Annotated in this window: 14 protein-coding genes and 1 pseudogene; 5 read left to right on the top strand and 10 right to left on the bottom strand. The window is 71.5% G+C overall.

Features of this window, described 5'->3' with window-relative positions:
* The first annotated feature begins 6 nt into the window (after nucleotides 1-6).
* Entirely contained in the window at nucleotides 7-1,299 is a 1,293-nt protein-coding gene (locus tag ASG94_RS13845; RefSeq protein WP_056927010.1) for a DUF58 domain-containing protein, read from the top strand.
* 15 nt (nucleotides 1,300-1,314) lie between these two features.
* Here the strand turns inward: ASG94_RS13845 and ASG94_RS13840 are convergent, their stop codons facing one another.
* The gene (locus ASG94_RS13840; protein ID WP_056927009.1) at nucleotides 1,315-2,310 is read right to left on the bottom strand and encodes a stage II sporulation protein M; all 996 of its coding nucleotides are present in this window, start codon (nucleotides 2,308-2,310) and stop codon (nucleotides 1,315-1,317) included.
* Nucleotides 2,311-2,333: 23 nt separating this feature from the next.
* On the opposite strand from ASG94_RS13840, the gene ASG94_RS13835 reads away from it, so the two are divergent.
* Nucleotides 2,334-3,143 (top strand): RDD family protein, encoded by an 810-nt coding sequence (locus ASG94_RS13835; protein ID WP_056927288.1) that lies wholly within the window; start codon nucleotides 2,334-2,336, stop codon nucleotides 3,141-3,143.
* 32 nt (nucleotides 3,144-3,175) lie between these two features.
* Nucleotides 3,176-3,568, top strand: coding sequence for a hypothetical protein (locus ASG94_RS13830; protein ID WP_056927008.1), 393 nt, complete (start codon nucleotides 3,176-3,178; stop codon nucleotides 3,566-3,568).
* Here the strand turns inward: ASG94_RS13830 and ASG94_RS13825 are convergent.
* The 9 genes and pseudogenes from ASG94_RS13825 to ASG94_RS13785 form a co-directional block, all read right to left on the bottom strand.
* Nucleotides 3,557-4,861: an MFS transporter gene (locus tag ASG94_RS13825; RefSeq protein ID WP_235537274.1), complete on the bottom strand. Its 1,305-nt coding sequence runs from the start codon at nucleotides 4,859-4,861 to the stop codon at nucleotides 3,557-3,559. The two genes, ASG94_RS13830 and ASG94_RS13825, sit on opposite strands and share 12 nt — an antisense overlap.
* Before the next feature lie 72 nt (nucleotides 4,862-4,933).
* Nucleotides 4,934-5,671, bottom strand: coding sequence for a tRNA (guanine(46)-N(7))-methyltransferase TrmB (gene trmB, locus ASG94_RS13820; protein WP_056927007.1), 738 nt, complete (start codon nucleotides 5,669-5,671; stop codon nucleotides 4,934-4,936).
* Nucleotides 5,672-5,791: 120 nt separating this feature from the next.
* Nucleotides 5,792-6,985, bottom strand: coding sequence for an elongation factor Tu (gene tuf / locus ASG94_RS13815; RefSeq protein WP_056927006.1), 1,194 nt, complete (start codon nucleotides 6,983-6,985; stop codon nucleotides 5,792-5,794).
* A gap of 75 nt (nucleotides 6,986-7,060) precedes the next feature.
* Nucleotides 7,061-9,175, bottom strand: a complete 2,115-nt coding sequence (gene fusA, locus ASG94_RS13810; protein ID WP_056927005.1) for an elongation factor G — start codon at nucleotides 9,173-9,175, stop codon at nucleotides 7,061-7,063.
* An 80-nt stretch (nucleotides 9,176-9,255) separates the two neighbouring features.
* Nucleotides 9,256-9,726 carry a 30S ribosomal protein S7 gene (rpsG, locus tag ASG94_RS13805; RefSeq protein ID WP_056927004.1) on the bottom strand — a complete coding sequence of 157 codons (471 nt, stop codon included), beginning with the start codon at nucleotides 9,724-9,726 and terminating at the stop codon, nucleotides 9,256-9,258.
* Complete coding sequence (gene rpsL / locus ASG94_RS13800; RefSeq protein WP_056599611.1) at nucleotides 9,726-10,097, bottom strand: 30S ribosomal protein S12; 372 nt, start codon at nucleotides 10,095-10,097, stop codon at nucleotides 9,726-9,728. The genes rpsG and rpsL overlap by 1 nt, the downstream gene beginning before the upstream one ends.
* Nucleotides 10,098-10,334: 237 nt before the next feature.
* Nucleotides 10,335-11,579, bottom strand: a pseudogene (locus ASG94_RS13795) (MFS transporter); the annotation flags it as partial.
* A gap of 48 nt (nucleotides 11,580-11,627) precedes the next feature.
* Nucleotides 11,628-12,077 (bottom strand): MarR family winged helix-turn-helix transcriptional regulator, encoded by a 450-nt coding sequence (locus tag ASG94_RS13790; protein WP_235537273.1) that lies wholly within the window; start codon nucleotides 12,075-12,077, stop codon nucleotides 11,628-11,630.
* A 167-nt stretch (nucleotides 12,078-12,244) separates the two neighbouring features.
* The gene (locus ASG94_RS13785) at nucleotides 12,245-13,732 is read right to left on the bottom strand and encodes an NCS2 family permease (RefSeq protein WP_056927001.1); all 1,488 of its coding nucleotides are present in this window, start codon (nucleotides 13,730-13,732) and stop codon (nucleotides 12,245-12,247) included.
* 70 nt (nucleotides 13,733-13,802) lie between these two features.
* On the opposite strand from ASG94_RS13785, the gene ASG94_RS13780 reads away from it, so the two are divergent.
* A complete protein-coding gene (locus ASG94_RS13780; RefSeq protein ID WP_235537272.1) occupies nucleotides 13,803-14,087 on the top strand; it encodes a DUF2530 domain-containing protein in 285 nt (94 codons plus the stop codon).
* Nucleotides 14,084-14,719, top strand: coding sequence for a class I SAM-dependent methyltransferase (locus ASG94_RS13775; protein ID WP_056927000.1), 636 nt, complete (start codon nucleotides 14,084-14,086; stop codon nucleotides 14,717-14,719). The genes ASG94_RS13780 and ASG94_RS13775 overlap by 4 nt, the downstream gene beginning before the upstream one ends.
* Nucleotides 14,720-14,725: the final 6 nt, after the last annotated feature.

Below are 14,725 nucleotides of genomic sequence, written 5' to 3'. Positions count from 1 at the left end.
CTCCTGATGACGATCACCTCGCGCGTCCCCCTCCTGCTGCTCGCCGGCGTGCTGCCCGTCGTGCTGCGTCCGGTCATGGGCACCGTGTGGATGTGGCTGCTGCTCGTCGCCGCGCTCACGACGCTCGACTGGATGGTCGCGCCGCGGCCCGCCGCACTCGCGATCAGCCGTCGCCCCCCGGGCACCGTCCGGATGGGGACCCCCGCGACCTCGCGCCTCACGATCACCGCGACCGGGCGCCGTACCGTCCGGGGGGTGGTCCGCGACGCCTGGCAGCCCAGCGCCGGCGCGACCGGCGACCGGCACCGCCTGCTGCTGCGACCCGGCTCCCGCGCGGTGCTCACCACTCCCCTGCTGCCCGGGCGGCGGGGCGACCTGCGCGCCGTCGGCGTGACCGTGCGGCTGCCGGGACCGCTCGGGCTGGCCTGTCGCCAGGCCACCCTGGACGTCCCCGGGACCGTCCGGTCCCTGCCGGCCTTCGACTCACGCAAGCACCTGCCCTCGCGGCTGGCGCGCCTGCGCGAGCTCGACGGGCGTGCCGCCGTGCGGGTCCGCGGCCAGGGCACCGAGTTCGACTCGCTGCGCGAGTACGTCCGCGGCGACGACGTCCGCTCGATCGACTGGCGGGCGAGCGCCCGGAGCCGCTCGGTCGTCGTGCGCACCTGGCAGCCCGAGCGGGACCGCCGGGTGGTGCTGGTCCTCGACACGTCCCGGGTGTCGGCGGCCCGCGTCGGGGACGTCCCGCGCCTCGACTCCGCGATGGACGCCGCGCTCCTGCTCGCCGCGCTGGCGGCCCGGGCGGGCGACCGGGTCGACGTGGTCGCCGGCGACCGCACCGTGCGGGCGCGTTTCCGCGCCGCCGGCGCCCGCGACGTGGCCGCGCGCCTGCAGGAGGCGATGGCCGACCTCGAGCCGGTCATCGCCGAGGCCGACTGGTCGGGCCTGGCCGGCGAGGTCACCCGGCTCGGCCGTCAGCGCGCCCTGGTGGTGCTCCTGACCCCCCTCGAGCCGGCGTCGGTGCAGGAGGGCCTGCTGCCCGTGCTTCCCACGCTCGTGCGGCGCCACCGGGTGGTCGTCGCGTCGGTCAAGGACCCGGCGCTCGCGGACCTCGTCGGGGCACGCAGCTCCCTCGACGAGGTGTACGCCGCGGCGGCGGCGTCCCGGGTCCTCGACGAGCGCGAGCGCACCGCGCGGATGCTGCGCACCCTCGGGGTCGACGTGCTCGACGCCGACGCCGAGCGCCTGCCCCCGGCCCTGGCCGACCACTACCTCGACCTCAAGGCCCGCGGCCTGCTCTGAGCCGGGGCTCGCCCCTCAGGCGCGCGTCGCGACCCGGTCCTCGAGCAGTGCGGCGTCGACGTCCCCCGTGTGGCCGCGGAGCGCGGCGTTGCGGCCCAGCACGAACACGTAGGCCACGAAGGCCAGCTCGGCGAGCACGCCGATGGCCACCCGCGCCGCCGTCGGCAGCGGCGACGGCGTCACGAACGCCTCGATGACCCCGCTCAGGGCGAGGACGGCGACGAGACCGAGGGCGATCGTCCCGGCGGTGCGACCCTCCCGGGCCAGGGACTGCGCGCGGGTCAGCCGCCCGGGCTCGATCCACGACCAGAAGAGGCGCAGCCCCACCCCGCCGGCCACGAAGACGGCGGTGAGCTCGAGCAGCCCGTGGGGCAGGATCAGCCCCCAGAAGTGGCCGGCATGGTCGTGGCGGGTCATGATCGAGCCGATGATGGCCAGGTTGGCGACGTTCTGGAGGAGCAGCCAGACGACCGGGAGCCCGAGGATCCCGAGCGCGATGCACAGCGCGGACACCCACGCGTTGTTGATCCACACCTGGGCGGCGAAGTGCGAGGCGGCGTACTCGCTGTAGTAGCCCTCGAAGTCGTTGCGCACCAGCTGGTCCACCTCGGCCGGGGTGAGCAGGGACTGCTCGACCGCGGGGTTGCCGAGCAGCCACCACATCATCACGCCCGCCACCGCGACGTTGGCGGCGAGCGTGCCCAGCCACCACCAGCGCAACCGGTACAGCGCGGCCGGGAAGCGCAGGACGAAGAAGTCACGGACGCCGCGCCACGTGGTGGCCCGGGTGCCGACGGTGCGGTGGCGGGCCCGGGCCAGCACCGAGGACAGGTGGGCGATGAGCCCGGCGTCGGGGGCCGAGGTGCGCACGACCGACAGGTGGGTCGCGACCCGCTGGTAGAGCTCGACGAGCTCGTCGCTCTCCGCGCCGCTGAGTCGGCGTCGCCCGGCGAGCTCGTCCAGCCGCCGCCAGTCGGCCGAGTGCGTCAGCACGTAGGCGTCGAGGTCCACGGCGCCACCCTATGCTGGCCGCGATGTCCGATCCGACCTTCGCCAGTGTCACCGCCGACGACCACGTCACCGGCGAGGCGGTCGCGCTCGACCTCCCCCCGGCGAGCCTCGGCGCCAGGATGGCGTCCGGCCTCGTCGACGTGCTCCTGACGGTCCTCGTCCTGGTGGCCACCGCCTTCGTGCTCGGCACCGCCACCGGACGGTCCGACGCGGCGCTGGCCCACGTGGCCGTCATCGGCACCCTCATCGCGGTCTTCCTGGTGCTGCCGACGACGGTGGAGACGCTCACGGGTGGTCGCTCGCTCGGCAAGCTGGCGATGGGGCTGCGCACGGTCCGTGACGACGCCGGCCCGATCAGCGCCCAGCACGCGTTCGTGCGGTCCCTCATCGGGTTCGTGGAGATCTACGCGTTCGCCGGGGCGCCCGCCTTCTTCGCCGCGATGCTCTCGGCCAAGGGCAAGCGGCTGGGTGACTACGCCGCCGGCACCTACGTCGTCCGCAGCCGGGTCCGCCTGCAGCTCCCCGCGCCGGCCACCATGCCGCCGGGACTGACGGCGTGGGCGCGCACCGCCGACATGGCAGCCCTGCCGACGGGGCTGGCCCTCGCCGTGCGCCAGTACCTCGGGCGCCAGGCCACCCTCGACCCCGGGCACCGTGACGAGCTCGGGCTGCGCCTCGCGGAGCAGGTGGCGACCTACGTCGCCCCACCCCCTCCTCCGGGCACTCCGCCCCACGACTACCTCGCCGCCGTCATCTCCTCGCGCCGCGAGCGCGACCTCGCTCGGCTGCGACGCGACGCGGCACTGCGGGAGCGGCTCACCCCACGCCGGTGACACGTGCCGGGCCCCGGCGTACCGTGAGGACCATGGTGATCGGCCTGGCGGCCGTCGTCGCGTGCACGGCGATGCTCGGCCTCGTGGTGGGAGGAGCGCTGCACGCCGCCTCCCTGGGCCGTCTCGTGCAGCGCCACCGCACCCGACACCGGGCGCCCCAGCCCACCAACCGCCCCCTCGAGCGCGTCGTCGCCGACCTGCACCGCATCCGCGCCGAGGTGCTCGCCCCGGTGCCGGGCGCCAGCAAGGTCCGGCGCGACGCCACGCTCGCGGCGTACGACGACGTGCTCGCCGAGGCCTGTCGGACGCTGGCGCTGCCCGACCGGCTGAGCGCCGTTCCTCCCGGCCCCGAGCGGGAGGCGGAGCGGATGCGCACCGAGTGGTCCCTCGAGCAGGCCGGCGTGCCGGTCAGCTCACCGCGCTGAGGGCTCGGCGGCGCCGACGGGCACCCGCGGGACCACCAGGCACGCCGCGGCCGCGAGGACGCACAGCACCCCCGCCGTCAGCCAGGCCCCGAAGTAGTCACCCCGCCACTCGCGGACCCAGCCCGCGAAGCTGGCCGCGACCCCGGCTCCGACCATGTGCGCGGCGAAGACCCAGCCGAAGACGACCGCCGCCCGCTCGGCGCCGAAGTGCTGGCGGCACAGCGCGACGGTCGGAGGGACGGTGGCCACCCAGTCGAGGCCGTAGAAAAGGATGAAGACGAACAGGCTGGGCTCGACGTGCGGCCCCAGCAGCCACGGCACGGCGAGCAGGGAGAGACCGCGGAAGAAGTAGTAGCCGCACAGCAGGTAGCGCGAGTCGACGCGGTCGGTCAGCCACCCGCTGCCGATCGTTCCGGCGATGTCGAAGATGCCGATCAGAGCCAATAGGGAAGCGCTGGTCGTGGCCGGCATGCCGTGGTCGTGCGCGGCCGGGATGAAGTGGGTGCCGATCAGGCCGTTCGTGGACCACCCGCAGATCCAGAACGTGCCGAAGAGGATCCAGAAGGTGCGGCTCGAGGAGGCCTCGCGCAGGGTGCGCACCGCCACGGTGGCGGCTCCCACGTCGGGGTCACGCCGCGGCACCGGGGCGGGCTCCACCCCGCTGACGGGAGCAGCCCCGTACGCCGTGGTGCCGACGTCGGAGGGACGGTCCCGGAGCAGCCACAGCACCAGCGGCACCAGGGCCAGCGCGAAGACGGTGACCAGGCCCGCGGCCCAGCGCCAGCCGGGACCCTCCGCGAGCCGCGCGATCGCGGGCAGGAAGACCAGCTGTCCCGTCGAGCTTGCCGCCGAGAAGACCCCGATGACCAGGCCGCGGTGGCGCACGAACCAGCGGTTGGCGACGATCGCGCCGAAGACCAGGGCCAGCGCGCCGGCGCCGGTCCCGACCGCGAAGCCCCACAGCAGCCACAGCTGCCACGGGCTGGTCATGACCAGGGTCAGCCCGGAGCCGAGCGCCACCAGGGTGAGGGCGGCGGCGACCACGCGGCGTACGCCGAAGCGCTCCATCAGCGCCGCGGCGAAGGGCGCGGTCAGCCCGTAGACGATGAGGTTGAGGCTCACCGCCCCGCTCGTCGTCGCCCGCGACCAGCCGAACTCCTCCTCGAGGGGCACCAGCAGGGCGCCGGTCGAGGACCGGAAGCCGGCCGCCGCGACCAGCGCGGCCATGGTGATGGCGGCGACCCACCAGGCCCGGTGGATCCGCGGCTCGGTCCGGGTGGCGGTGGTGGTCACCGCTGAACCCTAGGCCGGGAGGGGCGGGGGCACCCTCGATGTCCGGCCGAGGACCGTCGCTCTCGCGCCGACTCAGGTGCGGGTGTAGGTGAGGTCGGTGATGTCGCGGTGCTTGTCGAGGCCCTTGCGCTCGAAGCGGGTCAGCGGCCGCTCGGCCCAGCGCTCGACGCGCCCTCCCGACAGCAGCGGCTCGGCGTCGAGGACCTCGACCATCTGCTGCGCGTACTCGGCCCAGTCGGTGGCCAGCCGCCAGCGCGCGCCCGGCGCGAGCCGGCTGGCGACCAGGGCCGCGTGCGCCGGGCTCACGAGGCGGCGCTTGTGGTGCTTGGTCTTGTGCCACGGGTCGGGGAAGAACGTCCACAGCTCGCTGATGCTCGCGGGGCCGAGCAGGTGCTCGAGCGACCACACCGCGTCGACGCCGCAGAAGCGCACGTTGTCGGCGCCCGCCTCGGCCACCCGCCACAGGCTGTCGGCGATGCCGGGACGCCACACCTCGAAGGCGAGGACGTTGACGTGCGGGCGGGCGGCGGCCAGCACGGCGGTGGCCTCCCCGATCCCCGAGCCGATCTCCACCACGAGCGGGGCGTCGCGGTCCGGCCACCACGACAGCAGGTCGAAGTCGGGTCGGTCGACGGCCTCGTCCGGGATCACCCAGTCGGCCTGGTGGGCCGCCCACCCCTCGGCCTGACGCGGGGTGAAGCGGCTGCCGCGCCGCGAGTAGGTGAGCACCTCGCGCATGCGCCGACCCTCGTCGGTGAGCTTGTGGTGGGGACGGGCGGGGCGCACGGGCTCCTGGGGCGACTCGGACACGCCCCCATCATCCCAGCCCCGCCGGCGCCGCCAGCGACCCGGGTGACCGGACCCCGCAGACGCAGCGAGGCCCCACTCCCGCAGGAGTGGGGCCTCGCTGGTGAAGCGCTGGGAATCAGATCACTTGGTGATCTTGACGACCCGGCCGGCGCCGACGGTGCGGCCACCCTCACGAATCGCGAACCGCAGGCCCTCGTCCATCGCGATGGGCTGGATGAGCTCGACCGACATCTCGGTGTTGTCACCCGGCATGACCATCTCGGTGCCCTCGGGGAGGGTCACGACGCCGGTCACGTCCGTCGTACGGAAGTAGAACTGCGGGCGGTAGTTGTTGAAGAACGGCGTGTGGCGGCCGCCCTCGTCCTTGCTCAGGATGTAGACCGAGGCCTCGAAGTTCGTGTGAGGCGTCGTGGTGCCCGGCTTGATGACGACCATGCCGCGCTCGACGTCCTCGCGCTTGGTGCCACGGAGGAGGAGACCGACGTTCTCGCCGGCCTGGCCCTCGTCGAGCAGCTTGCGGAACATCTCGACGCCGGTGACCGTCGACTTCTGCGAGCCCTCGCGGATGCCGATGATCTCGACCTCCTCGTTGACCTTGACGATGCCGCGCTCGATGCGACCGGTGATGACGGTGCCACGACCGGTGATCGTGAAGACGTCCTCGACGGGCATGAGGAAGGGCTTGTCGGTCTCGCGCTCCGGGGTCGGGATGTAGTCGTCCACGGCCTGCATGAGCTCGGCGATCGAGTCGCCCCACTTCTCGTCGCCCTGGAGCGCCGGGAAGGCAGCAACGCGGACCACGGGGATGTCGTCGCCCGGGAACTCGTACTCGGAGAGGAGCTCGCGCACCTCCATCTCGACGAGCTCGATGAGCTCCTCGTCGTCGACCATGTCGCACTTGTTGAGCGCGACGACCAGGGCGGGCACGCCGACCTGGCGGGCGAGCAGCACGTGCTCACGCGTCTGCGGCATGGGGCCGTCGGTGGCGGCGACCACCAGGATCGCGCCGTCCATCTGAGCGGCACCGGTGATCATGTTCTTGATGTAGTCCGCGTGACCCGGGCAGTCGACGTGCGCGTAGTGACGCACCTCGGTCTGGTACTCGACGTGCGCGATCGAGATCGTGATGCCGCGCTGACGCTCCTCGGGAGCCTTGTCGATCTGGTCGAAGGCCGAGGCCTCGTTCAGGTTCGGGTACTTGTCGTGCAACACCTTGGTGATCGCCGCGGTCAGCGTCGTCTTGCCGTGGTCGATGTGACCGATCGTGCCGATGTTGACGTGCGGCTTGGTCCGCTCGAACTTCGCCTTAGCCACTGGGGCTCCTCCTGGTTGGGTTGGTACTGAAACGTGGGTGTGGAACGGGTGGTGCAGGGCCGGGGGCCCGGGCGACTACTCGCCGCGGACCTTCTTGACGATCTCCTCGGCGATGTTCGAGGGAACCTCGGCGTACGAGTCGAACTCCATCGAGTACGACGCCTGGCCGGAGGTCTTGGACCTCAGGTCGCCAACGTACCCGAACATCTCGGAGAGGGGCACAAGGGCGTTGACCACCATGTCCCCGTGACGCTCCTCCTGGGCCTGGATCTGGCCACGGCGGGAGTTGATGTCGCCGATCACGGTGCCGAGGAAGCCCTCGGGCGTGGTGACCTCGACGGCGAACATCGGCTCCAGCAGGACCGGCTTGGCCCTGCGGGCGGCCTCCTTGAACGCCTGGTTGCCGGCGATCTTGAACGCCAGCTCCGAGGAGTCGACGTCGTGGTAGGCGCCGTCCTGGAGCGTGAACTTCACGTCGACCATCGGGTAGCCGGCGAGCACGCCGAACTCCATGGCCTCCTGGCCGCCCTGGTCGACCGAGGGGATGTACTCCTTGGGGACACGACCACCGGAGACCGAGTTGACGAACTCGTAGCCGGCGCCGGTGCCGGTCTCCGGGTCGATGTTCGGCTCGAGGTCGATGACGACCTTGGCGAACTGACCGGAGCCACCCGTCTGCTTCTTGTGGGTGTAGGAGTGCTTCTCGACCTTGTTGCGGATCGTCTCGCGGTAGGCCACCTGCGGCTTGCCGACGGTCGCCTCGACGCGGAACTCGCGCTTCATCCGGTCGACGAGGATCTCCAGGTGGAGCTCGCCCATGCCGGCGATGATCGTCTGGCCCGTCTCCTCGTCGGCCTTGACCGTGAAGGTGGGGTCCTCGTCGGAGAGGCGCTGGATCGCGGTGCCCAGCTTCTCCTGGTCGCTCTTGGTCTTGGGCTCGATGGCGACCTCGATCACCGGGGCCGGGAACGTCATCGACTCGAGCACGACCTGGTGCTGGGGGTCGGAGAGCGTGTGACCGGTCTTGGTGTCCTTGAGGCCCATGACGGCCACGATCTGGCCGGCGCCGACCGACGCGATCTCCTCACGCTTGTTGGCGTGCATCTGGTAGACCTTGCCGATCCGCTCCTTGCGACCGTTGACCGAGTTGATCACGGACGCGCCGGCCTCGAGCTTGCCGGAGTAGACGCGGACGTAGATCAGCTTGCCGAGGTGCGGGTCGGAGGCGATCTTGTAGGCCAGGCCGGAGAAGGGCTCGTCGTCGGACGGCTGGCGGACGATGACCTCGTCCTCGTCCTTGGGCGAGTGGCCCTGGATGCCGTCGATGTCGAGGGGCGAGGGCAGGAACTTCACGACGGCGTCGAGCAGGGGCTGCACGCCCTTGTTCTTGAACGCGGTGCCGCACAGGACCGGGTTGAGCTTGTCGGCCAGGGTGGCGCGACGGATGGCCGCCTCGAGCTCCTCGACGGTGAAGTTCTCCTCACCCTCGAGGTACTTCTCCATGATCTCGTCGTCGGCCTCGGCCAGCGTCTCGATGAGCTTCTCGCGGTACTCCGCGGCCTGCTCGGCGAGCTCGGCCGGGATCTCCTCGACCTCGTAGTCCTCGCCCATCGTGGTCTCGCCGCGCCAGGTGAGGGCACGCATGCCGACCAGGTCGATGACACCGAGGAAGTCGGACTCGGCACCGATCGGGAGCTGGAGGACCAGCGGGGTGGAGTTGAGGCGCTCGACCATCATGTCGACGCAGCGGAAGAAGTCCGCGCCCGTGCGGTCGAGCTTGTTGACGAAGCACATGCGGGGGACCGAGTACTTGTTGGCCTGGCGCCACACCGTCATCGTCTGCGGCTCGACGCCGGCGACACCGTCGAACACCGCGACGGCGCCGTCGAGGACGCGCAGCGAGCGCTCGACCTCGGCCGTGAAGTCCACGTGGCCGGGGGTGTCGATGATGTTGATCTGGTGGTTCTTCCACCAGCAGGTGGTCGCAGCAGAGGTGATCGTGATGCCACGCTCCTGCTCCTGCTCCATCCAGTCCATCGTGGCTGCGCCGTCGTGGACCTCACCGATCTTGTAGGAGATACCGGTGTAGAAGAGGATGCGCTCGGTCGTGGTGGTCTTGCCGGCGTCGATGTGCGCCATGATGCCGATGTTGCGGACCTTGTTGAGGTCGGTGGTGATGTCGACAGCCACTGTTGGGTCTCAGTCCCTCGGAAAGTAGGTGGGGCGGTGTGCGGCGGGGCCCGTCGCGGTGGCGACGAGCCCCACCGGCGTCACCAGCGGTAGTGGGCGAAGGCCTTGTTGGACTCGGCCATCTTGTGGGTGTCCTCACGCTTCTTCACAGCGGCACCGAGGCCGTTGGACGCGTCGAGGATCTCGTTCATCAGTCGCTCGGACATGGTCTTCTCGCGACGGTCGGCGGCGTAGCCGACGAGCCAGCGCAGCGCCAGCGTCGTGCTGCGGTTGGGCTTGACCTCGATCGGGACCTGGTAGGTCGCGCCACCGACACGGCGGGACTTGACCTCGATGGCCGGCTTGACGTTGTCGAGCGCGCGCTTGAGCGTGACGACGGGGTCGGTGCCGGTCTTCTCACGGCAGCCCTCGAGGGCCGTGTAGACGATGCGCTGCGCGACCTGCTTCTTGCCGTCCTGGAGGACCTTGCTGACCAGCTGCGTGACGATCTGCGAGCCGTAGACCGGGTCGACGACGAGAGGGCGCTTGGGAGCGGGACCCTTGCGAGGCATTACTTCTCCTTCTTCGCGCCGTAGCGGCTGCGGGCCTGCTTGCGGTTCTTGACACCCTGGGTGTCGAGCGTGCCGCGGATGATCTTGTAGCGGACACCGGGAAGGTCCTTCACACGGCCGCCGCGCACGAGCACGATCGAGTGCTCCTGCAGGTTGTGGCCGACGCCCGGGATGTACGCCGTGACCTCGACGCCGCTGGACAGGCGCACGCGGGCGACCTTGCGCAGGGCGGAGTTCGGCTTCTTGGGGGTGGTCGTGTAGACCCGGGTGCAGACGCCGCGGCGCTGCGGGGATCCCTTCAGGGCAGGCGTCTTGGACTTGGACACCTTGTCCTGGCGGCCCTTGCGGACCAGCTGATTGATGGTGGGCACCGAGTGGTTCCCTTTCTTGGTGTATCTCTCGCAACGGCGACCTGCCGAGGCGGTGATGGTCGGGAACTGCCGCTCAGGAGCGGTGGTGCCCGGCGCACGACGTGCTGTGCGCTGTCGTGGATGGGCGCCCGACCCGTCCGGTTCTGGACAGGCCTGAGCGCAGGCCAAACACGAGGAGTCAATCTACCGGCCGCCCCAAGGCCGGTCAAAACGCCGGAGCGGGCCCCGACCGGCCCCTCAGCCGCTCGCCGGGCCGGCCGCCGGCTCGGCCAGGACGGGGGTGCGGTGGGGCATCACGGAGACGCCCTTCGCACGCGCGAAGACCAGGGTCGCGAGGCCGACGCCCGCGATGGTGAGCAGGCCGCCCAGCACCAGGGTCCACCGGGCGCCGAAGGTCTCGCCGATCCAGCCGATCACCGGCGCACCCGCGGGCGTTCCGCCCATGAAGATCATCATGTAGAGCGCCATCACCCGCCCTCGCATCCCCGGCTCGGTGTTGAGCTGCATGTAGGCGTTGGCGCTGGTGATGAGGGTGAGCGCGCTGAGGCCGATGAGCGGGGTGACCAGGGCGTAGGTGAGGTACGACGGCATCAGGCCGGCGATGGTGACCACGGCGCCGAACACCAGCCCGGCGCCGATCACCAGCCGGTGCCGCACCCGGGTGCGACCAGCGGCGACCAGGGCGCCGGTCAACGACCCGACCGCGAGGAAGGTGCCCAGCAGGCCGTACTCCGTGGGGCCCTTGCCGAACACCTCGGTGGCCATCAGCGCCGAGGTCATCTGGAAGTTGAGCCCGAAGGTGCCCGCGCTGAAGACGATGGCCAGGATGAGCAGCAGGTCGGGACGGGCCCGGACGTAGGCCACGCCCTCGCGGATCGCGCCGGGTCCGCGGTTGCCCGGCACCGGGCTGTCGAGCGCGCTGGCGTCCATGCCGCGCAGGGCCAGGACCGGGGCGACGTACGAGACGGCGTTGATGAGGATCACCCAGCCGGTCGCGACCACTCCCCCGCCGAAGGCGGCGATCATCATGCCGGCGGCGGCCGGGCCGACCAGGCGGGCGGCGTTGAAGCTCGCGGAGTTGAGGCCCACGGCGTTGGTGAGGTCGTCGGGCTCGACGATCTCGGAGACGAAGGACTGGCGCGCGGGTGCGTCGAAGGCGGACGCCGTGCCGAGCACGAAGGCCAGGACGTAGACGTGCCAGATCTCGGCGGTCCCGGTGACCGCGAGCAGGCCGAGGACGGCCGCCGGCAGCGCCATGCCCAAGTTGGTCAGCTGGAGGAGCCGCAGCTTGGGCATCCGGTCGGCGACCAGCCCGGCGAAGGGCGCGATGAGCAGGAACGGCAGGAACTGGAGTCCCGTCGTGATGCCGAGGGCGGCGCCGCTGTTGGCGGTGAGCTGCAGGACCAGCCAGTCCTGGGCGACCCGCTGCATCCAGGTGCCGGTGTTGGAGACGACGCCGCCGGCGGCGTACAGGCGGTAGTTGGGGTTGGCGAGGGAACGGAATCGAGGACTCGTGGTGACTCCTTCGGGTCAGTCGGCCTGCGAGAGGCGGTCGAGGAGGGGGGCGGCGCGGCGCAGGACGTCGCGCTCGTCGGGGGTCAGGTGGGTGAGGCGGACTGCCAGCCACGCGTCACGGCGCGAGCGGTCGGCCAGGACGACGGCGCGGCCTCGGTCGGTGAGCGACACGATCACCACGCGGCCGTCGGTCTCGTGCGGGCGTCGTACGACGAGCCCGTCGCCCTCGAGGCAGGTCACGGTGCGCGTCATCGACGGCGGCTGCACGTGCTCGAGCCGGGCCAGCTCGCCGACCGTCTGGTCGCCCCGACGGAAGAGCAGACCGAGCACGGCCATCTGGCCCAGGCTCAGGTCGTTGTCGGGGTGTCGCTCGCTGGCGAGTCTCCGACGCAGGCGCATCACGCCGAGGCGGAGCTCGGCGGCGAGCCCCGCGTCGGTGCGGGCAACGGCTTCGGTGGTCGGCATGTCGTTAGCGTAACTCATTACCTCTGCTAAGTATTCCGTCAAGGTTGGAATCCCCGCCGAGGTGGGGGTTCCTGCTCATTGGGGGCGTTGCAGAGGCCACGAACAGACGGGTCCGGCCACGAAGTCGTGGCCGGACCCGTCGGGTGAGCGGGGTGTTCGGGGACGTGTCAGGAGAGCCAGCCGTTGATCGGGGTGTAGGCGAAGTAGACGACGAAGAGGGCGGCCACGACCCACATGAGCGGGTGCACCTCGCGCGCCTTGCCGACGACGACCTTGATGAGGACGAACGCGACGAAGCCGGCGCCGATGCCCACGCTGATCGAGTAGGTGAACGGCATGAGCACCACGGTGAGGAAGGCGGGGATGGCCAGCTCGACGTCGCGCCAGTCGATCTCGGTGACCTGCTGCATCATCAGGAAGCCGACCAGCACCAGGGCCGGGACGGCCGCCTCGGACGGGATGGCCGAGACCAGGGGCGTGAAGAACGTCGCGAGCAGGAAGAGCACGCCGGTGACGATCGAGGCGAGGCCGGTGCGCGCCCCCTCCCCCACCCCCGAGGCCGACTCGATGTAGGACGTGTTCGACGAGACGCCCGCGGCGCCGCCGGCGATGGCGGCCACCGAGTCGACGACCAGGATGCGCTGCGCGTGCGGCGGCGTCCCCTCCTCGTCGTTGAGGCCGGCCTCGGCGCCGATCGCGGTCATCGTGCCCATCGTGTCGAAGAAGTCGGCCAGCAGCAGCGAGAAGACCAGCAGCAGCGCGGCGAGGAAGCCGGTGCCGGCGCTGCCGAACGCGCCGAAGAGGTCGAACTCGCCCAGGGTGTCGAACGACGGCAGGCCCACGACGTCGCCGCTGAGCGTCGGGACGCTCAGCGACCAGCCGCCCGGGTTGTCCGCTGACGCGGCGCCGATGTCGCCGATCGCCTCGACGACGACCGCCAGGACGGTGGTGGCCAGGATCGAGATGAGGATCGCACCGCGGACCTGGCGGACCCACAGGGCAACCATCAGGGCCAGGCCGAAGCAGAAGACGAGCACCGGCCAGCCGACGAGGTGGCCGTCGGCGCCCAGCTGGACGGGCACCGTGGTCTGGAAGGCGTCCGGGATCCGGGTGATGAAGCGGGCGTCCACGAAGCCGATCAGGGCGATGAACAGGCCGATCCCGACCGAGATCGCGACCTTCAGCTGCTGCGGCACCGCGTGGAAGACGGCCTTGCGGAAGCCGGTGAGCACCAGCACGAGGATGACGATGCCCTCCAGCACCACCAGCCCCATCGCGTCGCCCCACGTGGACTGCCGGGCGATGGAGTTGGCGACGAAGGCGTTGAGGCCCAGCCCGGTCGCGAGGGCGAGCGGGAAGTTGGCGACACCGCCCATCAGGATCGTCAGCAGGCCGGCGACCAGGGCCGTGCCCGCGGCGATCGCCGGGATGCCGCTGCCGGGCTCGGTCCCGCCGCCGAGGAAGGCGCCGGTGGAGTCCGGCACGAAGCCGAGGATGAGCGGGTTCAGCACGATGATGTAGGCCATCGTCAGGAAGGTGACGACGCCGCCGCGCACCTCCTGGGACACGGTGGAACCGCGCTCGCTGATCCTGAAGTAGCCGTCGAGGCCCGACGTCCGGGGGGACCGCTGCGCGGTCTGGGTCTTGTCAGTCACGGGCGGAAGTGTGGCAGAAGTCCGTTGCGGCGGTGTTTCGGCGTCCGGGACGAGCGACTAGCGTGGCGGCGTGGACTTCAGGGACGAGCAGCCGACCCAGCACGAGATCGGCAACCGCACCTACATCGTGGCCGACGTGGCGCCCCTCGACGTCGACGGCGTCCGCACCGTCGAGGTCGGCGTCGGGCTGTGGCTGCTCGCCTTCATCGGGCTCCTGCCGTTCTACGGCACCCTCGCGGACACCGGACGCACGTGGTGGCTGTGGACCTGCCTGGCGGGCTTCGGCCTGGGCCTGTGCGGGCTGGAGTACGTCCGCCGTCGCCGCAAGGCCCGTTCCGCGCAGGACGACGCGTGACGCAGCCCCGCACCCGGTGGGACCTGGCCGGCGAGGCCAACCGCGGGTACGCCGAGAAGTTCGCCCGGCTCGTCGCCGACGGCGAGGACGTCGAGGGCGAGGCCCGGCTGGTCGACTCGCTGGTCGGCCGGGGCGCGCGGATCCTCGACGTCGGTTCCGGCATGGGTCGGGTCGCGGCGGCCCTGGTCGCCCGCGGCCACGACGTCGTCGCGGTCGAGCCGGACGCCGCCCTCGTCGCCCAGTCGCGCGCCACCTACCCCGACCTCGCGGTGCAGCACGCCGACATCCTGACCGCCTCCCTCGACGGCGGTTTCGACCTCGCCGTGGCGGTGGGCAACGTCATGGTCTTCCTGGCCGAGGACACCGAACGTGCCGTCCTGGCGCGGTTGCGGTCCCTGCTGGCCCCGACCGGGCGCGTGCTCGTCGGGTTCCACCCGGTCGACGGCCCGGCCACGGCTCGGGACTACCCGCACGAGGAGTTCACCGCCGACGCCGTCGCGAGCGGGTTGCGGGTGGACGCGTGCTTCGGCTCCTACGAGCTGCACCCGCCGTCGCCGGCGTACGCCGTGTGGCTGCTGTCGCGCGACGACGCCCCGGCCACCACGACGTCGTACGGGCACCCGCTGCGCTGAGCGGTG

Source organism: Nocardioides sp. Soil805 (assembly GCF_001429625.1).
Lineage (GTDB): Bacteria > Actinomycetota > Actinomycetes > Propionibacteriales > Nocardioidaceae > Nocardioides.
This window is presented reverse-complemented; position numbering and strand designations above follow the sequence as displayed.

Coding starts and splice junctions, on each gene's coding strand:
- ASG94_RS13790 (WP_235537273.1), bottom strand. CDS start 12,077: ATGCCGACCACCGAAGCCGTTGCCCGCACCGACGCGGGGCTCGCCGCC.
- ASG94_RS13845 (WP_056927010.1), top strand. CDS start 7: ATGACGATCACCTCGCGCGTCCCCCTCCTGCTGCTCGCCGGCGTGCTG.
- ASG94_RS13835 (WP_056927288.1), top strand. CDS start 2,334: ATGTCCGATCCGACCTTCGCCAGTGTCACCGCCGACGACCACGTCACC.
- ASG94_RS13830 (WP_056927008.1), top strand. CDS start 3,176: ATGGTGATCGGCCTGGCGGCCGTCGTCGCGTGCACGGCGATGCTCGGC.
- rpsG (WP_056927004.1), bottom strand. CDS start 9,726: ATGCCTCGCAAGGGTCCCGCTCCCAAGCGCCCTCTCGTCGTCGACCCG.